Consider the following 24,315-nt stretch of genomic DNA (forward strand, 5'->3'; position numbering starts at 1 on the left):
ATGTTAGGCGACTTAAGCAGTAGACAAATTGAGAATGTATTGTATAGTTTAATTATTGGCAGAATTGGCTGTCATGCAGACAATAAAACGTATATAGTTCCGGTAACTTATGCATATGATGGCAAGTATATATACGGTCATACAAAGGAAGGGATGAAAATTGATATGATGCGAAAAAATCCAATGGTTTGTTTTGAAGTTGATGATTTGGAAAATATGAGCAATTGGCGAAGTGTAATTGCCTGGGGGAAATTTCAGGAACTTAAAACTTCGGAAGAACGAAAAGAAGGCATGAACCTTTTAATGGACAGAGTACTACCTTTTATAACTGGCGAAACCACCATTAGCCATACTTTAAAGGACTCACACAAAAAAACTATAGAAGCAATGCAAGGTGTTATGTACAGAATTGAATTGACGGAAAAAACAGGACGTTACGAAAAAACGTAGATGCTGGCTTACATCAAAATTCAATTTCTAAGCGAATAGGACAGTGATCAGATCCGTAATAATCGGTAAGAATTGCTGCAGCCTTTATTTTGTCTCTTAAAGCAGTACTTAACAAGAAATAATCAATCCTCCAACCCGTATTTCGTTCTCTAGATTTAAAACGATAACTCCAAAAGCTATATGCTATTTCGTCTGGATGCAGATGTCTAAACGAGTCTACAAAACCCGCATTAATAATATGCGTCATTCCATCTATTTCAATTTGAGTATACCCGGCAGTTTTGTCGTAATTAGATTTATCGTTTTTAAGATCGATAGCTTGGTGGGCAACATTAAAATCACCACACATAATAACAGGTTTATTTTTTTCTAAGTTTTTTACATAGCCTAAAAAATCCTCATCCCATGTTTTTCTGTAATCCAGGCGCTTTAGCCCCTGTCCAGAATTAGGGGTATATACATTTACTAAATAGAAATTTTCAAATTCTGCACAGAGCACTCTTCCTTCATTATCATGCTCTTCAACACCCATATCTTTAGTAATGGAGATTGGCGCTGTTTTAGAAAGTATGGCAGTACCGGAATATCCTTTTTTTTCTGCGGAATTATAGTATATATGGTACTTCTCGGTTAAAGTGGTCAAGGTTTTCTCAACTTCGTTATCCTGAGCTTTTGTTTCTTGTAGACAAAGAATGTCCGGATTTAAAGTCTCAATATTTTCAAAAAAATCCTTTTTTGTAATAGCTCTAATGCCATTCACATTCCAAGAAATAATATTCATTTCCTATATTTTTTTTAGTAATTAATCTCTCAATTTATCTTTAACAATGTAATAATTATCTATGATAGTTTGTCTACGAAAAATCATTAAAAAGCGAACGCCAATCATAAAATAGCGTAAGAATACCTAAATAATGAAATACCTATCCATTGAATTTATGAAGTAAAATTAAGTAAATGAAATCCTGTAGCTAAAAAGAGAAAACACCTTGTAATATAACAATATAATTATTGCTTTATCTATGGTAAGCTTATAATTTTGAGAAATGGTTGGTTTCTAATACCAATGGGCGAAAATACTTTTGAGGCATTATATTGACTATACTATAGTGATGAATATCCCAAAACAAAAATTAGATATGGTCACGCTAAAAAAGGTGAGAATTATGGTGCGAGTACTGTTCATATATGACCTTGACTCCAAAAAAAAAGCAAATTTCATATAATTCCCTACACTAGTAGTGCTCCTACGCATTAGTAATCAATTGCATAGATTATATGCAAGATGAAAGGAAAAATGACACATATTGCTTCAGTTTTTATAAATACGAACCTTATTCAATTATATTTGAAAAAATAAAAGTTGTTCGTCTATAGCTATAAGTAGTATTTTCACGACGATTATAAAATTCATTAATTTAGGAATACCATGGAAAACAATAAGATAGCCGGAAAAAATGTTCTCATCACCGCTGGGGCTCAAGGAATTGGTGAATCAATCACTAAACACTTTATTGATAGTGGAGCCAACGTTGCCATTCATTATTTTTCTAGCGCAGATACCGCAAACCAATTGGTAGAATATGCAACTAGCAAAGGGCAAAAAGCGGTTGCCATAGGAGGTGACTTAACTAAGGAAGCCGATGCAAATACAATGGTTCAAAAAACGGCAGAAGCGTTTGGTGGTCTAGATATATTGATCAACAACGCAGGTTCTCTGGTTGCACGCAGAATGTTGAGCGAAATGGAAGCTGAATTCTGGCACAAGGTAATGGACATTAACCTTACATCTATGATGTTCGTGACAAAAGCCGCAGCTCCTTACCTGGCTAAAAACGACAACAGTAGTATTGTTAATTTGGCGTCACTTGCCGGACGTAAAGGTGGTCACCCAGGGTCATTGGCCTACTCTACAAGTAAAGGCGCTATACTAACGTTTACAAGAGCACTATCTGCAGAATTAGGACCTAAAGGTACTAGAGTGAACGCTGTATCTCCAGGCCTTATCCTTGGCACTTCATTTCACAACACACATACAACAAAAGAATCAGCAGCAGAAACAACTGCCGGTATTCCCATACAACGTGCAGGTAACGCAGCAGACGTAGCCCGTGCGGTTTTATTTCTCGCGTCAGAATACGACGGTTTTATTACTGGTGCAACACTAGATATTAATGGCGGTGTCTACAATATGTAGTTCTTCATTAATTTTATTATGATTGTTCGTTAAGAACCATAAAACACTAGGAGCCAATTAGGACCTAGTGTTTTACTTTTATCCATTTTCTAAAGATAAATTTATGCTAAAAACTCCGGTAATACACCCAACAATCATGGAAGCACTTGCGCGTTCCGGCCATTTTGCACAGGTTGTCATTGCAGACGGTAATTTACCCGTTGGTGCCATGACAGGACCTAATTCCACCACCGTACACCTTAACTTTCGTCCGGGACTATTAGATGCGCTTACCGTGCTTGAGGGAATATTAGAAGTTTGCCCTGTACAAGGTGCTATTGTTATGGAAAAACCTGCAGAAGCAAACGCAGAAATTCACGATGCCTATAAAAAATTATTGGGAGAAGTAACCTGGGACGAGATGGAACGTTGGGCTTTCTATGACAAAATTAGAGACCCTAATACGACCTTAATTATTCAAACCGGAGAACAGCGTCGTTTCGCTAATCTAATTCTAACCGTTGGCGTGGTAAAAATGGCCGAAGAAAGTGGCTTTTAAGCCCGGAGTTCATTTACTTAAATTTGATTAAAGAGTTTTGGCTTTGAGTTAAAATAAAATTTCAGGCTAAGCACAGATTTAAAGTTAACCTTTAATTTCCGCACTACGCTTAGCTCAAGCGTTGACATTAATTATACAAAATAATGGGAAAGACAATGCTCTATTTATTGGTATTCGCTGCATTTGTTGCTTGCAGAAACAATAAACCAAAAATTATTGAAAAAAACGCACCAAAGACAGAAGTAAAATCAATCGAATATGAGACCAATAGAAATATAATCACTTTTAGAATTGCCTATAATCTTATTAAAGAAAATCGTCAATGGGCAACAAGACCAAACCCAGTAAGAGATGATCTGCTAAGTTCTTTTGAACAATTCGAAAATCATGAAGTCCTAGATTTAATAAAACAATATGGTGGAGATAATGCTATTTCATTATACCTTCTACATAAGAAGGAGTTTCCTGAATTTGGGGACAAGTACACAATATCCAAAAAAAATAAAGAATACGAACTAAATGATTCAACACAAACTGGACTAGATCCAAAATGGAACTTATTATACAAATCTCTCCACGACTTTTATCTTAAGGCCAATGTTGATGCATTTATAGAAGAACACCTTTACTATTATGAAGGAGCCATTCAGGAAATATCTACAATTGCAAGGGATTTTGATTTAGTTGGAAAAATGGAAGAATACACAAACCAAATAAATGACCGTTATGTTATATCACCTGAGCCTCTTTTTATAACGGGAGGTTGGCGAGGTATTGGACCGAGTATAAAAACAGATGAAATTTCAATCGCCTATCAATTTATCAGCCCTTCAGATAGAATTGATTTAACTAATTTTTCTAGAGACTCAGTAAAACAATTTGGTTATAACGACAAAGATTTCATAAGAAATTTGTGTGTACATGAATTTGGTCATTCTTTCGTAAATGCTTCATTCTACAATCAAGAAATATCTGAATTTATTCAAAATCATGAATTCTTAATAACCGAAGAGATAAAAGAAACTATGCAACGAGAAGGCATTGGCAATTTAACAGGTTATTTGGTAGAACATGTAGTAAGGTTATTAGAAATTCGAATTGCATCAATTTATTTCGGCAATGAAAATGCACAAAAAATAAGGGACGAAAACAAGGGTTTTATTTATCTCGAAAAAATGGAAAATGAATTAATTGAGCGATTTGAAAAAAATAGAGATAAATATCCAACTTATGCTGATTTTATCCCTGAATTAATAAAGGTCGTAGAAAAATAACTAATGCAACAATGGCCATCTTGCTTTTGCCGACTTTACTACCTACTTTAGATAACTACATACCATTGGGCATATTATCCACCAGTCGCAGCAATCTTCCACTCGGGAGGCTGCGCCTACCGGAAGGTATATTAGGATTGTTACCCATAAGCTGAAACAACCATTGAAAATTCTACTTCACATAATAATAATTATTTTTTTGACTGTTGTCACTCAAATTGGTGGAATAATATATTTGATTGCAATTTTGTTAGTTAAGAGAAATGCAGAAAAAAAAAGGTTGAAACGGATTGGAGTTTTTGTAGTTCTCTATTTGCTCGCAACATTTTTAATCGTTCCAAATGTCGCACCAATTTTCGGACGTGAAAAAATAAAGGAAACGGAATTTTTAAAAGCTCATTCTTTCTTTTATAAACTTGCGAATAGAAATTATGTAAGATCTGAATTGAACAAATCAATCGGACAAATAGCAACCGAATTTGAGAGATTAAACGCAGGAATAAAAATGGTTTATCTTGATGCAAATTTTCCATTTATAAATAAATTTCCTCTTTTGCCTCATTTAAGTCATAATGACGGAAAGAAAATTGACGTTTCTCTGATTTACGAAAATGACAACGGACAATTGACTAATAAAAAACCGTCACTTAGTGGATATGGTGTTTATGAATTGCCGGCCAAAAAAGAATATGACCAAAACGCTGTTTGTAAGAAAAATGGAAATTGGCAATATGATTTTCCAAAATATCTGACTTTAGGCACTATAAACAAGGACATTGAATTTTCCAAAAAAGGAACTCGACAATTAGCAGAATTAATTTTAGAACAAAAAAGTATTGGTAAATTGTTCATCGAGCCACATTTAAAAACTCGATTGAATTTGAACAACGGAAAAGTACGATTTCACGGATGTCAAGCAGTTAGACACGATGACCATATACATTTCCAACTGAAATAATAAAGAAAAAGCCTATGGGTAATATCATATATAATTAATAAAACCTTTGAAAGAAATGACCTAAAGGCCGTATTACTCCGCTGCAAAAAACACGTACTGCATGAACAGCCGTTTTTTCATTACTCCCGTAACACTCATTACGCTAGTTTCCAGTTGAGGATACTACGTTACTGACTTCCAAACGCAATCTAAAGTTTATACCTATTCGTTATTTTGAATACAATGTTCTACAATTCTAAAATCGATTTAATTAAATCGTTATTTAAAATGTCATTAATGATTTTTGATGATTGTATTGGTGTTTGTGCAGGATGACTTTGGAATACTTTTTTGTTCAGTTCATCTACCGTATTGGTAAATGTAACAGCTTTCTTTTTTGAAATTTCACTAATTCTAGAGGTATGCCTAGTATTGAATTTTAAATTATTAGGGTCCACTTTTCCTTCACTTATATAACCTCTTGTTTTCTTGGAACATCTACAAGGATTACTAGAATTAACTAATCCACATCTTTTGTTCATCCAATTATAAAGTTCTTTACGAGTTCTAGTAAGTTTAACTCTAAAATTACCAGGGGTAATTCCTAAAATCTCTCCTCCAAGCGTATGCCCTATTTCAAACATTTCGCCTAAAATATAAATCATTCTTTGCTCTTTTGATAAACAAAGTAACATACCTGTGGTACAATTAATTCTAATTTCTTCAATAGTATCCTTAAGCTCTTTTTCTTCCTGCTCGTTTAAATCGGAACTAGGAACATTGTCTATTGTATTAAAATAGTTGTCAAAGCTTACAAACCTCAATTTTGAGCTTTGTTTTTTACTATTAATAAAATGATTAACCGTAATTCTATACAACCAAGTCGTGAATTTACTTTCGCCTTTAAATTTTGATAAAGCTGTAATTATTTTTATAAAAACTTCTTGCGTTAAATCTTCTGCATCCTGAACATTACCTACCATTTTAAGGGCTAGGTTATAAACAAAAAGTTGATGACGAATAATGAGAGTCTGAAGTGCTTTCTTATCTCCATCTATTGATAGTGCAACTAATTTAGTATCATCAAAATCTGTATAATTATCTGAAAGGAAATCTGTCATCTCATTAAATTTTTTAAAAGCCTCATTTTAAATGTTTCAAAATGAGGCTAATGAATAGCATTATATAGAATTAATTCCTCCATGTACAGGAATTTCTTCACCAATTATATATGAAGAATCGTCCGAGGCCAAAAACAATACTGCTTTTGCTACTTCTTCTGGATTTCCAAAACGTTTTAAAGCTGTTTGTGCCGTAATAGCTTCTGCCGCACCGGCAAGTATATCATCTGGCAGACCTATTTTACCCCAAAACGGAGTTCCTATTGGACCAGGACTAACTGCATTTACACGTATTCCTTTGTCTGCAAGTTCTGCAGAAGCAACACGAACTAATGATCTTAAAGCTGCTTTACTGGCACTTAATAAACTACTCCCACCAAAACCAACTTCGTTTAAATAAGACGTAGTTATAATTACGGAAGCATTATCATTTAAATTTTTAATTCCTTTTTGCAATGTAAAAAATGATCCTTTAAAGTTGACATTCATCATATCATCAAAAAATGCTTCATCTGTATCTGCTACAGGTGCTAATTTTCCTTTTCCTACATTAATGAATAATGTATCAACACCTCCAAATTTAGAGTTGGTTTCTGAAAATAACCTCTCTAAATCAGCATGATTTGTCACATCTCCTTTTACAGCATGACTATTAGGTCCTAATTGTTTCACTGCAGCATCTAAAGCATCCTGACCTCTACTAAAAACAACTACTTTTGCTCCATTATTGATAAATTCTTGCGCTGTTGCTAAACCAATACCGCTAGCTCCTCCAGTAATAACGGCTACTTTTCCTTCTAATTTTCCCATTTCTGTATTTTTTTTAAATAAGTTGAACATAATTTCATTGTTATATCTAATACTTGGACAATGAAAAAGAAGAGGTGTTACAAAACTAGATGAAAACAGAAACGCATTACACCGCGAATGTTTATTAGTTAACTGATTATATATTAGTTACAGAAACTAATGGGTATATCCTTTTGAATTTTATTTACAGAGTTTGTTCATTAATCATAAACAAACCGCTCAGGATATGTTGGAACTTTAATCATGTCTATTTTGATATTACCAACTTAACTACCTACTTTAGATAACTACATACCACTGGGCATATTATCCTCCAGTCGCAGCAATCTTCCACTCGGGAGGCTGCGCCTACCGGAAGATATACCCGGACCGTTGTGCTTAATTTTGAATCATCCTAGAATTGAATAAAAAGTGAACGAATTTTTAAAAAGCACTTGGTCAATAATTAAAGAATATTATTGGATTGCATTTGTTCCTGTTGTGATTTTTGCCTTTTTCTCATCTCAAGCAGAGAAAGAAGATATAGACAAAAATAGATCTATTGCTTATGGGCTTGTTACACGTTCGGTTCCACTTGCAAAGAAATTTAGCAAGAGAAGTTATCATTACACATTCAATGTTGATGGAAAAGAATATTCAGGTAGTTCAACTGGTTGGATAAGTGATAATATTGATGATGGGAATTACTATCCTGTAGAGTTTTCGATCAAAAATCCGGAACATAACCGAATGGATTTTGAAATTGAATATTCTTATGTGGTCGCAATAAATGATTCGGGAAAAATGGACACGACTTATATTCCGAAAAGTGAAATGAAAATTAAAATATCGGAAGAGGATAGCGAAAGAATTGAGAAGCTAAGACGGAATACAGAAACGAAAAACTGAACGCAAAAAAACTAAGCACAACAAAACCTATACGTAATGCGGACTTTTGGGTATAAACGGAATGATTTGCATATTTTTAGAGTGTCGCTAAATCTAATGGATTTAGCTTTTGAATAAGAAAAAATAAAACTAAACAATAAGCTTTAGCTTCGTACGTAGACGGAAACGAAAAGTTTCCTTACCTCCGCACTACGCATAGCTCAGGCGTTGTGGTGCATTTAAAATGAACATATTTACAAGAAATAAAGAGTTGAACTTTTCAGAAGAAAATATTGAGTCACTAACCAAAAGTGTGACTGAATTAAAAATAGTTCTAAATGAAGTTGGAACAAGTCTTGGACAACAGGAATTGACAAATGTTTTGGCATCAGCAATGAAAAAAGATTCTAAACTCTTCAAAAAATATGTTTTGACTAATGAACTTTTTGGTGGAGCTGGAGCATTATGGGAATTGTATTGCGGAAACGACAAACTGCAATCTGAATTCCAAAATAAATTCAATGGATTTTGCAAAGATTTAATAAGAATTGGAATCGAAAATCGCAGAATTAAGCAAGTAATGAACTGAAAGAAAAGAGCATAGTATAAATGGACAAAATAAAACTTGAAACGGAATCATATTTAATCAGCGGAAAAGAAAATCAACGTTTCTTCCCTTTCTTGGAATTGGAATTCAATGAAGATGTTATTTATGAAAATGATATTCCAAAATACTATTTATGCTTTTCAGACGACTTAAAATCTGCATACGGAATAGGAAATTGGATTATGGAAGATTTGAAAAAAAATGGACATGATTTAAGGGCTTTGGTTATCGAATTAGGCAATAGCTTAAATTTAAAATGGGACATTTTTTCTTCCAATGTTGGAAAGTTTGTGGAGGACAGCTGGTATTTGGAAACTGTTGAACTGACTTTATTTAGTGATAAACTAATTGAAGAATTAAAAACGACACCACAACAAAACCTATAAACAATACGGGCTTCGGGCTTAACCGAAAGGTCTGTGTATATTTATAATGTCGCTAAATCTTTGGGATTTAGCTTTGGACAAGAAAAAATAAAACTAAACCAAAAGCTTTAGCTTCGTGCGCAGACGGAAACGAAAAGTTTCCTTGCCTCCGCACTACGCTTAGCCTTGACCGTTAGCAACAAGCTTAAAAAAGTGAGTGACCACCATACATCAATTGTTTCAGAAAAAACCAATCCAGCAGATTCTAAAGAACTGGCTGAAAAAGTGATAAACTTTTTAACTGAGAAGAAAATTATTAAAAAGGAGCTTTCCGATTGTGTTCTTGGTTCTAATGGACATAAACCAGCCGAAAATTTCGCATCAATCCTTGAAAAACAAAATGAGGGATTTCTGGACTTAAGAACAAACGGAGTTGAAGTAATAATCGAAAGAAAGGTTTTTGAAAATGGCGTAAATGGACTTGAGAAAGTTAACTGCCCTAAATGCGGACAAAATCAAATTGAAGAAGATTGGGGAACTGCATTGGCGAATTGGTATGAGAAATTTGATTCAGATTTAATTAAATGTTCTAATTGCTTATCTGAAAGTTCAATAACCGAATTCAATTTCGAACCAAATTGGGCATTTGGGGATTTCGGGCTAATCTTTTGGAATTGGGGTATTTTCAAAAGTGAGTTTTTTACCGAATTAGAAAAGCTAATCGGAACGGAATTGAAAATAGTTTACGGCAAAGTATAACGCAAAAGCCAGTTGCTAACAATGCCTAAACGTAATGCGGACTTTAGGTCTAAAACGAAAGGTCTGTGTATATTTATAATGTCGCTAAATCTTATGGATTTAACTTTGGACAAGAAAAAATAAAACTAAACAATAAGCTTAGCCTCACCGTTGATAGTAATGAAAAAAAGAAAATGACGGATACTCACTCAAAAAGATGGAATGATAGATATCAAGAAAAGGAATTTGCCTATGGAACCAAGCCTAATGAATTCTTCAAGGAACATATCCTGAAACTTAAAACCGGAAAAATACTTTTAGGAGCGGAAGGTGAAGGTAGAAATGCTGTTTATGCTGCCAAAATTGGTTGGAATGTCTCTGCCTTTGATATAAGTATTGAAGGAAAAAACAAGGCCTTGAAACTTGCCGAAGAAAATAAGGTCTCAATTGACTACCAAGTTGGGCTATTACCTAACTTGAATTATGGAGATGAAGAATTTGATGCTATAGCTCTTATTTACGCACATTTTCCACCAAATATTAGGACGGCATATCATAAGATACTGGACAAAAAATTAAAAAAAGGCGGAATTATAATATTGGAGGCATTTGGTAAAAACAATCTTGAATATCAGAAGAAGAACCCCAAAATTGGTGGACCAAAAGACTTGGATTCATTATTTTCAACGGACGAATTAAAATCGGACTTTGGAAATTACGAGGTCTTGGAGTCAGTAGAAATGGAAATTGAATTAAACGAAGGACTTTATCACAATGGAAAAGGCTCTGTAACAAGGTTTGTAGGATTAAAAAAATAATACCTTTTTTAATACAATTTGGCAAAAACCTATAAAGAACAAGCTCTTGCCAACACTGGCAGGATTTTAGTTTTCTAATTCTAACAAAGCCACAGACTGCAAAGCATCTTTAATGACGCTGCTCCAGATAGCATATCCTTCTTTATTTAAATGTAACCCATCTGATAGATATAATTCTGGTATAGGTCTGTTATCAGTGCTAATCATATGGTTAAACACGTTTATATATTGCGCATTTAAATCGGAAATCGTGTATTTAGAAAGCAACAAATTGGTTTCTATTATTAGCGGAATCATCTGCTCTCGTTCAACACTTGGTTTTAAACTTATAAAGGCCAATGCTACGTCTGGATATTTTGCTCTAACCATGCCCACTAATTCGTGACAATCTGCCATTACCTCTTGCGGAGTCCTTCCTTGATTTAAATCATTCTCTCCGGCATAAAGCACTATTTTAGACGGGTTGACCTCTACAAATATTTCATCGAAATAATGAATACACCAAGCAAATGTAGAGCCTCCAAAACCAAGATTTATCGTATTAAAAGGAAGTAAATCTCTCTGCATATGTACCCATAAACGTACAGAAGAACTTCCGTAAATTGCTATGAGATTGTCTTGGGTCTTCAATTTTTTCACTCTTCTTTTTAATCTTTTAATTTCATTGGACCACATTGCAGGTGGTTCTTCGTTATTTACCGTCCCACCCGGAGATATAAATAATTCTTCTGCCCTATTTCTAGCCTTTTGAACATCAATTTTATATTGCGCTTGATACTTTTCTACAAAAGCATAAATATCTTCGTTACTTTTTGACGCTATCTTTTCACTTAACAGGAACGGCTCCCCTATTTTACAATAAAACAAAGACCTTCCTATTCTATCATCAAAATTTACCATTACTATAGGTACTATTAGCGGTTCCTTTTCCTGACCGGCAGCCAATTTAAAGGCTCCCATTCTAAAAGGACCAGGAGATTCTTCCGTTCTATAAGAAGTTCCTTCGGGACTAATAATTAAATTATAGTTATTGCTTAAATGTTTTGAGGCTTCTTCATAAAATATGTTTCGGGCCTGTTCCACATTTTCAGATGACGTAAGCTCAGAATCTTTGGTATACACATTAATGTGTCCCAAATTATCATAATAATTTTGGTGACCATATTCTTGTCCTCTACCAATGCGCACGGTTCTAATACCAGGCTCCCCATATTTTTCATGTAAAACCTTCGCACTTATAAAATGGGAATCTAATGTAATTTGAAAGCTATTATTTAACGTGTAATGCGTATCGTTAACCAAATGGTTATAAGTAAAAATATGACCCGTAGTCTCGGGTAAATTTTCCCATCCCTCAATCACATAAGGAACCTCTTCAAAAACCTCCTTGGTTAATGTAGCGCAAACTTTGCGATTATAATCAAGGTCCGTAGCATCTCTTTCCGCAACGTTTGAATAGATTTTCTCCAATCCACTTATAAAATTGCACTCTTTTTTATCTTCCGTCAACAACTCCAAACTTAAAGATGCAATATGCCTTTCTAGAGCACTACCATTATCCAACAATGAAGTTAGGGCATCATAAGCCAGTTTTTTAGTATTGTTGCTTTTTAAAAGATGTGGCACTTGGTGTAAAGGAGATGAAACAGATAAGCGCGATTTATTGTTCTTAATCAGCTGAAATACCGCCTGAAGATTATGTTTACCAAGTAAGCCCACATATCTTATGAATGCAGCGTTAAGTTGATTTCCCATAAACCATATTAAACGCTGAAAAAAATGACCTTCGAAAACATCATCTTTTTGAAACAAACCCATTAAATCATGATCATGAATAAAATAAGCAGAGGTTCTGGTACGCGTAATTGCAGAACAGCTATCCTTCTGTTTTAACAAACAAGACCAACCAAACACAAATCCCGAATTCTTGATGGAACGTTGTTTAATTTCAATTGAATTCTCAATCCGCTTAATAGTGACCTCTCCATCAATTAAAATAAATAACCCATTACTAGAACCGTCCTGAACATATAAAACTTCATCTGCTTCATATTCTCTACGCTCTGCAAATGTTGCCATGGCAGACAATTGTTTCTCCTCAAAATAATCTAAAAATGGAGAACGTCTCATAAGAGAGATAATTTCTTCCTTTTCCGCTACTGTTGAAACATGAAATTTACGATCTTCCACAAAAGGCTGAAACCGAACCGGATTTAATAATTCCGATTGCTTTAATAGTGCTGTGTGCAAAAGGTGATATAGCTTTGCCCCAATATTTTTAAGAAGTATATTTTGATGCCCTTCTTGCAAATACGTTTCAATTTGTTCAAAAGGAATTTCAAAGAACACCGCTTTTTGAGAAGCTATTAACACCTTGTAGATATAGCGTTTTGGTGTAGTGAACCCATTAAGACCTAAAGTAGAAAACGGCTCGGAGTTTTGGCAGACTAATACATCTTTATCAGGATTATCAGTTGGAATATAGTATGCTATACTACCTTCTAAAAGCCACCTAAACGTTCTTACTTTCTTATGAATAAAGCATATGGTATGACCCTTTTCATAATTTTTGATTTTTCCGTTAGGGAATTTTTCTTGCAGTTGTGAAATACTGATTTCTTCTTTCAAAAAACGATGGTTTTAAGTCTGTTCTACGTACTAACATATTAAAGTCTGACTAAGAAAAGAAGTATTCCTTTTATTAAAATAGAAATATCATTTACCGCCGTTTATATTGTAAAAATCCATAATATATGATAACGATTTTCCCGAATCACTTAATACCGAAAAGTTTACAGAACTACTTTGACCCCGTAGTATTGAGCGCATTTTTCACAACAACAATACATCCTAACGAGACTTATTTCTTCAGGCTTTATTTGTTCTCTGCCAATGTATTTTGTTCCATGATTTGTAAATCAGCGGCAATTCTATTTAGTAATACACCAAAATCATCTTGGTTGATGAGGCTACTTTCACGATTTGGAAAAATCTCTTCCATAGGAAACCTGTGATTCAGATCAATGGTAAACTGATAAAAACTGGTAAGCAGCTCTCCCTTAGTACTTAAAAGAGGTACATCTAAAGTAATTGGATTGCTAATAGTATTTGTTTGATTAGGAACTATCCATGGACGACTTGAATTAAGAACATCCGGATCACGCTTTAGCGTTACACTTTTACGGGGTATGCGCTTTTTATTCGTGTACCATTTGTGAATGACCGCATCATAAGCATCGTAGGTTTCTTGAGTGGTTTTTACCACATCTAAGCTATCTAATGTAGAATTGATAATTTCTGTTGCAGCAGTGTTAAAAGGGAGCTTAGAATGCAAGGCTTGCATCCCTACATGAATCCCTAGTAAGTTGGAATACACATCCTCTACCGAGAAACTAGAGAATTTCTCTGGCATTAAAGGAATAGTGGATGCACCAAACCACGTAGAAATCTCATGCCATAGAGAAAAGTCATATGTTATTTTTCCTGCTAATAGAATGCAGTCGCTACTAGTAAGCTGTGCTGGTATATTCAAATATAAAGTCTTGCGCCCTGCTTCGTTACGCAAAGGTAAAATCACTTCTCCCTTACCTCTACTATCTAAAATAACGGTATACAGATAGCGCGTCCAATCAATTTGATCTCGTAAGTGTCCAATATCTATAAAGCCTCCTTTATGGGAATAAATGGTTCCAATGCCTTCACTCTTATTACCCATATAGTGATGCTCATCTAAATCGTCTACACTAATCACCTGATCGATATTTACAAATGGCACGCCCCATAATTTTAGGTCATATCCAAAAGCACAACAGGCTCTAATAATACGCGGTGGGATTTTATCTAGATCAACATCATCAGGAATACCTTGGGCATAAGTAGTTGCTGGATTGACAACAAAAGCCAATAGCAATAGTAGTTTTATGCTATATAGTGTTGCTTTGTACAGGTTAAATTTCATGGTGCTGTTGCTAAATATCATAGATTATTACGCTTCAGCATGTCCGGATAGAGTTCATCTTCAACCCACATAAAATTAGGAAATATGCGAATTATTTTTTCATAGCAAAGTTTGGCCAGCTGTATTTGATCGGTAGCTTCGTAAGCTTGCCCTAAAGCTGTCATGGTGTTTATGTACATCCAATTATTAACTACCAATCCTTGTTTTTCAAAACTTTTAACTGCCTTTACATAATATGCTATTGCTTCAGTTTTATCTCCTCCAAAAACCGCTGGACGATAATACATTGAGTTTCCCTTCTCTATATTACCTTGAATATTCTCCGGGTCTAATTCTATAGATTCGTTAATATATCGCATGCTTTTGGGACCTAAGTAAACAGCCTTAAACTTTGAGATACCAATGGTAAAGGCAATGTAAGCTCCTTTGTAGGCCAGAAGGGTTGCATTTTTTGGTGATTGATCTAATAACTTATCAATAATTTGTTCAGATTTCTCAATGTAATCTTCCGCAGTATCATATTTTTCGGCACCAATTAACCATGCCGTATAACCGTAATAATAACTAACAAGCTCTAATTGCTCTTCTATACTATTCTCATTTACATTTTTTTCGCAAGTCTGCATGAGTTCATACCACTTATGCATTTTACCTCTAGAATATGCCTTGTAAATTGAATCGCGGTAGGTGGTGCTCTGAGAAAAACCAGATTGCATTGTAAGCAACAAAGTGAAAATCACAATAACTAATCTTGTAATATATTGCGGCCTTTCCATATTAATCGCTTCTGTTGGTTGTTAATGAGTCCTTTAATTATTATTACAAGAAATATTAGGTGCTGTGGAATTGCCAACAGTAAATTTTGAACCACTGATTGTTGGCTTGCCAAACTTACAAAAAAACGAATTGACACTATGCCAGCAATATAAGCGGTAAACCACCATACACCCATATTAAAATAAAGGACAAATGGAGCAATTGTGGTTATAATTCCAAAAGAAATAGTAATCAACATACTATTTCCAAAAAATTGAAAAATGTTTTTTGTAAATCCCTCAACAGCAGTATCTAACCCGTCATACATACGGCAAGAAATATCAGTATCGCCTAAGAGCGTATCGCAGGCTAAACCTTTCTGTTTAAATAATTTTATAATAGCAATGTCTTCTACCCTATGGGCCTTACATTTCTCATGCGGCCACATGTCTTTATACGTAACTGCTTTAAACATCATGAATTGCCCATTGGCCGCTGAAAAGGCTTTATTTTTTGAATTTCTAATTAGAAAAAGTGGAAGTAAACTTAACAAAATCCAATTCATTAGCGGTACGGAAACTTTTTCTCCAAAAGACTTCATTATTTGCTTTGGGAATATGGATAACAAGTGAAGTTCATATTTCTGAAAATGGCTGATGCTACGTTTAATCAAGTCTTTTTTCACGCTTACGTCCGCATCCAAAAAGAGTAATACATCTCCCGTAGCCGCTTTTGACAGTTGGTGACAGGCATGATTCTTCCCTAACCAACCATTGGGAAGCACTCCCCCATTTATAAGTTTAATATTGGGGTTTATTACCTTCCTCTCTTTTATAATGTCTTCCGTCTTATCGGTTGAGTTATCGTTGTACACGATGATTTCAAGAGCGCTGTATTCCAACCTAGATAATTGCTCTAGTAAGGTTCCTATATTTTCTTCCTCATCGCGAGCGGGTATTAAAATTGAAATGAAGGGGGCTGCCGCTAATGGAGTTGCTTTTGGCAAATAGGCAAACGAAAGGTAATTAACAAGTGCTACAAGCAACCTGATAATGAGCAAGCCCATAAGAAAATAACAGCAATAAATCATTTAGGCTCCTAGTTTTGTAAAACATGCTTTAGCAAAACGATTGAATTCTCTTTCTATAGCATCGGCAGTAGTATCTGCATTTATAGTCTGTGTTTCATAATACACACATAAATCTGGTCTAAGATTGGTTCCATAATTAATCAGGTTGATATTAAAAACCAACTGATAATCGTTCTTTACGTTTTCCAAAACATGTGAAAGCAAGCCTTTTTCAAAAGTAAACTCTCGTATGTATATGCTCTTAATTTTTCCTTGTGGGAAAAATAGAAATAGATTCTCTTTATCCTGTAACAATTCAACGGCATAATCTAGACTCTTTAAACTAGAACGCCTGCCTTTGCTTATGGAACTAGCCCCTATTTTAGTTAAAAGCATATTTTTACTCAACTCCTTCTCAAGCATCATAAAATAAAACCTTCGCTTAAAAACTTTGAAATTTAATAAGATTTGGATAAAGCCATCGTAAAACGAAAAATGGTTACTTATCATTAGAATAGGAAGCCCTTTTTCTTCATACTGACCGTTATACTTAACACTCCCAAAAAAAAAGCCAATTAATACTTTCGAATAATATTTAGATATTCTAACCCATAACTTACTATGATTGGCTCGTATCATTTTTAAAATATGTTGAACTCATTTACAATAACTAAAATTATAAAAAAGCCGAATTGGATAAAAAACAACCAGCGAGCTGGTCTGTTATGCGTATTTATTTTAAAATATTGAATAGCCCAATTAAAGAATAAAGCCAACAGAAACCAAACCACATAGTTGTTTATAGGCGGGTCGTTTTTTAAAAATTGCCACATGTCCATTAAGGGCGCTACTTTTTCAAGTAAGATGTCATAAAGTATCATTAATGATGCTGCCCCTATGATAATTGGAATGTTTTTGGATGTGTATTTAGAGAGAATACCGTTTGAAGCATATACCAAGAAAACCCAATTAAGGCCAATTACAATTGGCACATCTGCTATTTTAATACCAAGCCCTCTACCGTAAGCATACACACCAAATAATTTACCCGTTGCTACGCCAATCATTTCTGTTATGATACTTAACACAAAAATACTTGCCAAAACTGCAATGGTTTTTATATTCCATTCTTTATGATGGGATAAGATGGCCCCGGTAACTAAAACCAAGGTATACGGGGTAATGAGTATAAAAAAATCGTGCGTGAGAGGCATAAAATATAAAACCAAACCAACACAGTAAAAAACTATAAAAGTTTTTGGAAGACCCTCGTTAACTAAGTATTTCACTATCCTATTCATCTATGATGCAGGTATTTCATTAGCAACAATTTTAGCACTGGCTAAACAAAGGGGTATTCCACCACCAGGATGAACGCTTCCTCCAACAAAATACAAGTTTTTTACGCTTTTAAGAAAATTTGGATGTCTTAAAAATGCAGCGAACATGGAATTAGAAGAATTTCCGTATAGTGCTCCTCCTTTACTGAGCGTATCCTGCTCAATAGTAATCGGCGATGCAATCTTCTCACATGCTATATAGTCTTCAATATTTGTTTTAAGGGATTTATTGATTTTATTAATGATATTATGTTTGGTAACACGTATCAGTTCATCCCAATTCTCTTTGCTGTTAGAAGGGGCGTTCACCATTACAAACCAATTTTCGCAATTTTTAGGAGCATCACTTTTTACCATTTTTGAACTCACAAAAATATAAACGGTTGGATCGTTATAGATAGTTTTTTTTTGAAACAAATTAGTAAACTCTTCTTTATAATCACCGCTAAAAAGAATGTTGTGCAAATCTAACTCCGGAAACTCCTTGTTCACTCCCCAATAGAATACCAAGGCAGATGATGAAGGTTCTAAACGCTCTATTTGTTTTTTTTCTGGGTGGTCCATCAGATTATTAACAACATAGTTAATATCTGAGTCAGATACTATCTTATCAAACTTAAATATCTCATTCCCAATACTTATCCCAACAGCCTTTTTGTTTTTTATATCAATGGACGTAACCAATGAATTAAAGTTAAAACGAACTCCTTTTTTTAGGGCGAGCTCATAAATGTTCTTTACAATGGAATACATGCCTTGTTCTGGAAAATAAGCTCCCAGGTTATTTTCTAAATGCGCTATTACATTTAATGTAGCAGGTGCCTTATACGGATTAGAGCCATTGTAAGTGGCGTACCTATCAAACAATTGAATAAGCAATGGACTTTTAAAACTGCTTTTATTATCTCCGTGCATGGTTTTATAAAAGCGAATCTTATGAACTTGAAGCAGTGATTTTAAAACCGAAAACTTCAACAAGTTCTTAACTTTATGCAAGGAGTTAAAAAGGAAAATATCTGCGGTTATTTTATAAATCAACGACGCACTTTTAAAATATCTAGTAATATTAGAAGGGTCTTCTCCTAGTTTTTCTACACATTCATCCGTGAATTTTCGCTGATCAGACCAAGCAATAAGATTTTCACCACTGTTGTAAAAATACTTGCATAGCACATCCAGTTTTTTGTAGGCAAAAGTTGCTGGAACAGTTTCACCAGCTGCACTATAAAGCTCTTCTACTAATTCTGGCAATGTAAACAAGGATGGTCCGGTATCAAAACGATACCCTTCCATATGAATCTCACTTATTTTCCCGCCAGGAGAATCGTTTTTTTCAAATACAGTTACGTCATGTCCCTTAGATGCTAATCTGCACGCAGTAGCCAAGCCACCAATTCCGGAACCAATCACTGCAATTTTCATGCGCTTTTAGTTTTTTTAAATCGCACCTCAAACATATGAGTTAACGCCAACGGTAATAAGAGCAATGAAAAATTATAAAACATATCTTCTATAGGAACTGAAAGAATACGAATTCCCAAAATAGCCTGAGGGTTATAATCAAAAACAGCTTGTTCTATTCCTGTACCCGTTAAGATTCCGTTTATAATAAAAAACGGAATGAGTAAAATAGGATATATAGCTAAATAGTATTGCACCACTTCTCTGGCAAAATAATAACTCAGTAAAAGTATCACTGGCAATACAAGGAAAACAACAAAAGTATAGGTGTAATCTCTACATAAAAATGACATGAGAACTGATACTATTACCAATAGAAAAGTTACAACTTTTGTCCACCGTTCATTCAACTTGAATTTTGGAAAATGAAATTGAATTGCATAAAACGAGAACGCACAAGCATATGGAATAACCATAAAAAACAGATATTCCTCTAAAGGGAGCTTATTTATATAAATGCCCGAATTATAGATAGGGTTAAAAAACCAATATCCGTTATGGGTAAAGATAATATCCCAAATCACGAAAACAAACATCGTTATTGCTATTGCGGGAAGCAGATATTTCCAACGTTTATAAAGCCTAAGGTTCTTCTCAAAACTAAAAGCTAGAGGTCCCGAAAGTGAAAAAAGGAGAATGATCAAATAGAGTGACATAGTTTAAATTTTTCCTTTGTTCTATGCCAGTGAAAGGGTATTGGTGATGTAAATAATACTTTGCCCAGATCTTAATCCTATTAGGTATTGGAATTTGCTCATTAAGTAATTTCTCTAAAAGAGTGCTATTTATCTTAGTCACGACTTTACCGTACTAAAGATAAGTTGCATACACTACATTTTTATTGAATTGTTAGCTAGCAGGTTTATCCCTTATAAAGCAACTCTAAAATCTTCCTAAATATCATTTGCAAAAGTAATAATCTTTTTCAAACTCGCCTATTTTTAACAGGGACGCTTACACTAATCTAAAAACCCTTCTAACTGCTGCTTAGTTACTTTTGGAGCGTACGCTTCTTCTGGCGAGCAAACCTAATCTTCACTGCATTACGTTATTTAAGATACCGGCTCAATTCAATATGTACAGCAGCTCTTCTTGCCTCTCTTTTAATTTGTGTAATACTCCTTTCCAATCCTGAGCTAGTATTACAGTTCGTAACTAAAAAACTACGGTTCAGAATCTAAACATTTAGATTTTAATCAGATTCAAATACGTTTGTCTAAACTTTATGTATAACCAACCTGATATGAACAAAATTACAAAGCGGATTTTTAAATTTTTAATCGTCAATTGTATTCTCTTTTTTATCGTAAGCCTTGTACTTATATATTGGCCTATTCCGAATAAAGAAAATATAGAAAATTATGATTACAGTTCTATAGATAAAACTTCTAATGGCCTAGACACAACTACTACAGAAAAATGGATTGAAGCTAGGGATGGTCAAAAATTGTTCAATAGAATTTATCCTAGTCACACTAAAACAATATGTATTCTAATTCACGGATCTGGTTCGGACAGTAGGTATTTGAGTGATTTATCAAAAGATTTATCGTCCAAAAATATAGCAACAGTTATAACCCCGGACTTAAGGGGACATGGACGCAATATTCAAAATGAAACAGATATTGAATATATCGGACACTTGGAGGACGATATTGAAGATATCATTGCCTATGCGAAAGATAGTTTAGAGGCCAAGAGGATAATTTTGGCAGGACACTCCTCTGGCGGAGGTTTAGTTTTAAGATATTTAGCCAATAGTGAACTTACCACTGTGGACAAAGCCATTATGATTTCACCTTACTTGGGTCATGACGCTCCTACAGTAAAGTCTAATAGCGGAGGATGGGTTACCGTAGGTGTAAAAAGGTGGGTAGGAATAACAATGTGGAACACCCTTGGAATAACATTTTTTAACAAAATGCCCGTTTTATTTTTTAATAGACCAAAAGCGTATGAAGATGATTTGCAGGTTAGTTTTTATTCTTATCAAATGGCAGTAAATTTTGCTCCAAAAAATTATAAAAATGATATAGAACTTCTTAGTACAAAATCATTAGTGATAGTCGGAAACAATGATGAAAGCTTTTATCCAAATAAGTTTAAAGAGGTATTTAAATTGAAAGAAGATATTACAAAAACCTATGTGATTCCCAATTCCAATCATTTAGATATTGTGAAAAATAACGAAGCAACAGATAAAATAATTAATTGGATATCACCTGGTACAGATTTATAACAAATACTTTTAATGCGATTAAAAATCCACGACCTTTTCCTCTTATCATGGTCCTTACGGATTCTCTATTAGGTTTTTAATTTCTAAATGACGTTCTTAACCAATTAACTAATAACGTTGGCAACTAGCTTAAAAAATGAAAGTAAAAATTCTAAAATCAGACATTCAACTTGAAAACGATAGAGTGTTGCTTCTTCCCTTTGATAACCCAAGAAATGAAGAACTCAAAGATATCATCTTCGATAAAGAAATTTGGGAGTTCATGGGTATGAGCGTAAATAATGAACAAGGCTTAAAAAACTATATCGCAAAAACGATTAAAGACAAAAACAACCGTCTTTGTTATCCATTTTTAATTATAGACAAGGAAACTGATAAAGTTGCTGGTTGTACAAGGTTCGGAAATGTGAATGCCGCAAGTAAAAAGTGTGAAATTGGATGGACATGGTACGGGACAGATTTTCAAGGCACGGGATTAAACAAAGCTTGCAAGTATGAATTACTAAAGTTTGGTTTTGAAACTATTGGATTTAAAAGAATACAATTTAGTACCGATAGAGATAACCTAAGGTCTCAAAAAGCAATAGAAAATTTAGGTGCTCAAAAAGAAGGTGTTTTTAGAAATAACTATGTAGCTGCAAATGGGGAAAGCAGAACTGATGTGTATTATAGCATCATAAAAGAAGAATGGAATACACTCAAAGACGAAGTCTTTCCAGAATTTTTAATCTATTAGTTAAACCAATACATCACTATCTAAATATATAATTTTTGACTTGTTTTGGGGCTTCCTGATAAACGTATCAATTATACGAGTGGTATGATACGAATGCGTTTTATGTACAAGGTAATTTTCAAAATCTTCCGGAGAGGCTATCTGATCATGAATCCCCACAAAACCGAATCCGGCGTAAACGCCGTCACGGACTAATACAAAACCCATTTCCCCATCTTTCCTTCCTTTCAACTTAATTGCGAAATTATTGAGATTGGATTCTAGAAATTCCAAGGCTATTTTTACTCTTGCATTATAGGTTTCAGGGTCTTCCTCTCCCATGCAAGCAGACGGGCAATTTGATATCTTTTCATGGTTACATCTACCCTTAATTTTATGGAAACCAGAAAATTTTGGACAAAGGTTATATTCCTTGCAAACCTCCATGAGTTTTTCCGCAACGGAATTCCTATTATAATATACCTCATTTACAGAATCCGGATAATCCTTGCGAACAATAGAAAGCTGCAGATAGCCCTTTTTATTTTCCTTAGAAGCAATAATGAAAGGTGCGGTAGGATTCTTTTGGGCTATATTATATTTAGGGTTATGTAACTTTATCTCATCAGATTCTAGTAGTTCTGCTATTAGATTACTGCCTGTGTAAACAAAATCGATATCATCGGTTTCTTCACAAAGAGTATACTCTCGCTCCAGTTTACTATTAAAGTGGCTCTTAACTCTGTCTCGCAGTCTCACTGCCTTACCCACGTAAATAATTGCGTCATTACTATCCTTAAAGTAATATACCCCAGGTTTCCGTTCTAACGAATTAAGTTCCATTTCACGCCGTTGATGCAGCATTCTTTTGTCATGATATTGTATCGCATGATTTTCATTTTGATTACCATTTAAAGCCAATTTATCTAACCACGCTGCTATCCATGTGGCCATACCATCACAACGGTTTAAGTCATTCACTGGAATACCAAAATGTTCGGACAGTTTCCTTAAGTCCATTGATTCTTCGGGAAAGCGCTCATTTACAAGTTTAGAAATATATAAGGTGGGGTGCACAAACTTATATCCAATTTTCTTAAACTCGCTACGTAGAACCCTGTAGGCCAAATCCGAAAAAGAGACCAAAGTCGCCCCTTCAAGAATGCGTAATATTTCCTCTGCTATTTCACGAAAAACAGGCTCAAACTGGACAATATCATTATCTAAACCCGTAACCTCGGTTAACTCACTACTAATTTGGGTTTGTGGATTTAGTAAGCTTGTAAACCGCTCCACTTCCATTTCATTAGTAATTCGCACAATACAGATTTCAATAAGTCGGTGAAAATATTCTGTGACTGCTACTGTATTTACGGCAACGATAGCATAGGAGTGGTGAGACATTGTTTGCTACAAATTTTTGAGTTATACAAAATTAGGAAATATTCCTACACATTGGATATATTCCATATTTTATATGTTTTATTGTTTTTATGGTGCCATTAGACTTGTAGGTAAAACAAAACTCTATTTTGCTGTAACCTCTATTTCTTAATATTTCTAGAGCTTTTAAAAAGTTGCATAAAAGAGAGTGTTAGTACAAGGGAGGTGGCGAATCCCATAATCGCTACAGTAAAAAATACGATGCCTTCAAAGCTTAGGTTTTTAAACCACTTTTCAGAAAGCGCCGTTAAAAAACCCTCATTTATTTCAGTTGCATAAAATGCAAAGAATATGGTAAAAATAAGTGAAGCCATAAACCCAGTAACTATACCTGTGGTAAACCCTTTGCCATAATTAAAATCCCTTCCCTCCTCTAAACGCCTGTACTTTATTGCTTCATAAATTCCAAAACCTGTAATAACGCCATTAAACAGACTATAGAACACATTGGTATGAAGATTAAACAATGATAAAACTAAAAAGTAGGCAATTAACGATCCACTTGTTGCTAGACCAAAACGAATAGGTAGGGTAAAATTTTTCATGTCTTTTCTGTTAGATTAGATTTTACTTTAAAAATACCGAAATACCATATAAAAAGGCTAACATAAA

At 34.3% G+C, this 24,315-nt stretch carries 25 protein-coding genes; 12 read left to right on the plus strand and 13 right to left on the minus strand.

Annotation, left to right across the window (positions count from 1 at the left end; genetic code table 11):
- Entirely contained in the window at window positions 1-450 is a 450-nt protein-coding gene (locus IWB64_RS17860; protein WP_194535305.1) for a pyridoxamine 5'-phosphate oxidase family protein, read from the plus strand.
- Window positions 451-463: 13 nt separating this feature from the next.
- On the opposite strand, the gene IWB64_RS17865 is transcribed toward IWB64_RS17860, so the two are convergent.
- Complete coding sequence (locus IWB64_RS17865) at window positions 464-1,231, minus strand: exodeoxyribonuclease III (RefSeq protein ID WP_194535306.1); 768 nt, start codon at window positions 1,229-1,231, stop codon at window positions 464-466.
- 648 nt (window positions 1,232-1,879) lie between these two features.
- Between IWB64_RS17865 and IWB64_RS17870 the strand changes: the two genes are divergently transcribed.
- The 4 genes from IWB64_RS17870 (at window position 1,880) to IWB64_RS17885 (ending at window position 5,417) form a co-directional block, all read left to right on the plus strand.
- A complete protein-coding gene (locus tag IWB64_RS17870) occupies window positions 1,880-2,647 on the plus strand; it encodes an SDR family NAD(P)-dependent oxidoreductase (protein WP_194535307.1) in 768 nt (255 codons plus the stop codon).
- Window positions 2,648-2,750: 103 nt separating this feature from the next.
- Entirely contained in the window at window positions 2,751-3,185 is a 435-nt protein-coding gene (locus IWB64_RS17875; RefSeq protein ID WP_194535308.1) for an RbsD/FucU domain-containing protein, read from the plus strand.
- A gap of 143 nt (window positions 3,186-3,328) precedes the next feature.
- Window positions 3,329-4,459, plus strand: a complete 1,131-nt coding sequence (locus IWB64_RS17880; protein WP_194535309.1) for a DUF4932 domain-containing protein — start codon at window positions 3,329-3,331, stop codon at window positions 4,457-4,459.
- Between the two features lie 199 nt (window positions 4,460-4,658).
- Complete coding sequence (locus tag IWB64_RS17885; protein ID WP_226975931.1) at window positions 4,659-5,417, plus strand: hypothetical protein; 759 nt, start codon at window positions 4,659-4,661, stop codon at window positions 5,415-5,417.
- A gap of 227 nt (window positions 5,418-5,644) precedes the next feature.
- On the opposite strand, the gene IWB64_RS17890 is transcribed toward IWB64_RS17885, so the two are convergent.
- Window positions 5,645-6,517: an RNA polymerase sigma factor gene (locus tag IWB64_RS17890; protein ID WP_194535311.1), complete on the minus strand. Its 873-nt coding sequence runs from the start codon at window positions 6,515-6,517 to the stop codon at window positions 5,645-5,647.
- Window positions 6,518-6,577: 60 nt separating this feature from the next.
- Window positions 6,578-7,327, minus strand: coding sequence for an SDR family oxidoreductase (locus tag IWB64_RS17895; protein WP_194535312.1), 750 nt, complete (start codon window positions 7,325-7,327; stop codon window positions 6,578-6,580).
- A 411-nt stretch (window positions 7,328-7,738) separates the two neighbouring features.
- Between IWB64_RS17895 and IWB64_RS17900 the strand changes: the two genes are divergently transcribed.
- From IWB64_RS17900 to IWB64_RS17920, 5 genes are all read left to right on the plus strand, one after another.
- Window positions 7,739-8,215: a hypothetical protein gene (locus tag IWB64_RS17900; RefSeq protein WP_194535313.1), complete on the plus strand. Its 477-nt coding sequence runs from the start codon at window positions 7,739-7,741 to the stop codon at window positions 8,213-8,215.
- A gap of 223 nt (window positions 8,216-8,438) precedes the next feature.
- A complete protein-coding gene (locus IWB64_RS17905) occupies window positions 8,439-8,783 on the plus strand; it encodes a hypothetical protein (protein ID WP_194535314.1) in 345 nt (114 codons plus the stop codon).
- Window positions 8,784-8,803: 20 nt separating this feature from the next.
- Window positions 8,804-9,187: a hypothetical protein gene (locus IWB64_RS17910; protein ID WP_194535315.1), complete on the plus strand. Its 384-nt coding sequence runs from the start codon at window positions 8,804-8,806 to the stop codon at window positions 9,185-9,187.
- Between the two features lie 192 nt (window positions 9,188-9,379).
- Window positions 9,380-9,925, plus strand: a complete 546-nt coding sequence (locus tag IWB64_RS17915) for a hypothetical protein (protein WP_194535316.1) — start codon at window positions 9,380-9,382, stop codon at window positions 9,923-9,925.
- A 173-nt stretch (window positions 9,926-10,098) separates the two neighbouring features.
- The gene (locus IWB64_RS17920; protein WP_194535933.1) at window positions 10,099-10,722 is read left to right on the plus strand and encodes a class I SAM-dependent methyltransferase; all 624 of its coding nucleotides are present in this window, start codon (window positions 10,099-10,101) and stop codon (window positions 10,720-10,722) included.
- A gap of 66 nt (window positions 10,723-10,788) precedes the next feature.
- On the opposite strand, the gene IWB64_RS17925 is transcribed toward IWB64_RS17920, so the two are convergent.
- From IWB64_RS17925 to IWB64_RS17960, 8 genes are all read right to left on the minus strand, one after another.
- Window positions 10,789-13,350 (minus strand): cyclic nucleotide-binding domain-containing protein, encoded by a 2,562-nt coding sequence (locus IWB64_RS17925; RefSeq protein ID WP_194535317.1) that lies wholly within the window; start codon window positions 13,348-13,350, stop codon window positions 10,789-10,791.
- Window positions 13,351-13,597: 247 nt separating this feature from the next.
- Window positions 13,598-14,680, minus strand: coding sequence for a DUF4056 domain-containing protein (locus IWB64_RS17930; RefSeq protein ID WP_194535318.1), 1,083 nt, complete (start codon window positions 14,678-14,680; stop codon window positions 13,598-13,600).
- A gap of 17 nt (window positions 14,681-14,697) precedes the next feature.
- Complete coding sequence (locus IWB64_RS17935) at window positions 14,698-15,456, minus strand: tetratricopeptide repeat protein (protein WP_194535319.1); 759 nt, start codon at window positions 15,454-15,456, stop codon at window positions 14,698-14,700.
- A complete protein-coding gene (locus IWB64_RS17940) occupies window positions 15,426-16,526 on the minus strand; it encodes a glycosyltransferase (RefSeq protein WP_194535320.1) in 1,101 nt (366 codons plus the stop codon). Before IWB64_RS17940 ends, IWB64_RS17935 begins: the two co-directional genes overlap by 31 nt.
- A complete protein-coding gene (locus tag IWB64_RS17945) occupies window positions 16,527-17,144 on the minus strand; it encodes a 1-acyl-sn-glycerol-3-phosphate acyltransferase (RefSeq protein WP_194535321.1) in 618 nt (205 codons plus the stop codon).
- Window positions 17,145-17,146: 2 nt separating this feature from the next.
- Window positions 17,147-17,719, minus strand: coding sequence for a carotenoid biosynthesis protein (locus tag IWB64_RS17950; protein ID WP_194535322.1), 573 nt, complete (start codon window positions 17,717-17,719; stop codon window positions 17,147-17,149).
- 87 nt (window positions 17,720-17,806) lie between these two features.
- Entirely contained in the window at window positions 17,807-19,267 is a 1,461-nt protein-coding gene (gene crtD / locus IWB64_RS17955) for a 1-hydroxycarotenoid 3,4-desaturase CrtD (RefSeq protein ID WP_194535323.1), read from the minus strand.
- Entirely contained in the window at window positions 19,264-19,962 is a 699-nt protein-coding gene (locus tag IWB64_RS17960; protein ID WP_194535324.1) for a lycopene cyclase domain-containing protein, read from the minus strand. The genes crtD and IWB64_RS17960 overlap by 4 nt, the downstream gene beginning before the upstream one ends.
- A 587-nt stretch (window positions 19,963-20,549) precedes the next feature.
- Here IWB64_RS17960 and IWB64_RS17965 point away from each other — a divergent pair.
- A complete protein-coding gene (locus IWB64_RS17965) occupies window positions 20,550-21,545 on the plus strand; it encodes an alpha/beta hydrolase (protein ID WP_194535325.1) in 996 nt (331 codons plus the stop codon).
- Between the two features lie 136 nt (window positions 21,546-21,681).
- Window positions 21,682-22,281, plus strand: a complete 600-nt coding sequence (locus IWB64_RS17970) for a GNAT family N-acetyltransferase (protein WP_194535326.1) — start codon at window positions 21,682-21,684, stop codon at window positions 22,279-22,281.
- Here IWB64_RS17970 and IWB64_RS17975 read toward each other — a convergent pair whose 3' ends face one another.
- Together IWB64_RS17975 and IWB64_RS17980 are read right to left on the minus strand one after the other, a co-directional pair.
- Window positions 22,282-23,664 (minus strand): exonuclease domain-containing protein, encoded by a 1,383-nt coding sequence (locus IWB64_RS17975; RefSeq protein WP_194535327.1) that lies wholly within the window; start codon window positions 23,662-23,664, stop codon window positions 22,282-22,284.
- Between the two features lie 140 nt (window positions 23,665-23,804).
- On the minus strand, window positions 23,805-24,248 hold the full coding sequence (locus IWB64_RS17980) for a DUF4199 domain-containing protein (RefSeq protein WP_194535328.1): 444 nt from the start codon (window positions 24,246-24,248) through the stop codon (window positions 23,805-23,807).
- Window positions 24,249-24,315: the final 67 nt, after the last annotated feature.

This window comes from Zobellia nedashkovskayae, from assembly GCF_015330125.1.
Lineage (GTDB): Bacteria > Bacteroidota > Bacteroidia > Flavobacteriales > Flavobacteriaceae > Zobellia > Zobellia nedashkovskayae.